This window comes from Mesorhizobium sp. L48C026A00, from assembly GCF_000502375.1.
GTDB classification, from domain to species: domain Bacteria; phylum Pseudomonadota; class Alphaproteobacteria; order Rhizobiales; family Rhizobiaceae; genus Mesorhizobium; species Mesorhizobium muleiense.
Genome location: NZ_AYWU01000134.1, coordinates 1 through 244 on the forward strand (window position 1 = coordinate 1; position 244 = coordinate 244).

General features: G+C 65.2%; 1 protein-coding gene. It reads left to right on the plus strand.

Annotated elements, in window-relative coordinates:
- A partial coding sequence (locus X738_RS0145595) for a transposase (protein WP_031257224.1) occupies positions 1-244 on the plus strand: 244 nt, incomplete at both ends.

Below are 244 nucleotides of genomic sequence, written 5' to 3' on the forward strand. Positions count from 1 at the left end.
CAGCCGCCTCGTGAGCCTGGACCAGGGCAAGGTCAGCTTCCGCTGGAAGGACTATCGCCATCACGACAAGTCCAAGCACAAGCTCATGACATTAAGCGCCGACGAGTTCATCCGGCGCTTCCTGCTGCACGCTCTTCCAGGCGGGTTCCATCGCATCCGCCATTACGGCCTCCTCGCCAACGGCCACCGCGTCGCCAAACTCGCCCAGTGCCGTCTTCTTCTGGCGGCGCCCACGCCGCCGCCG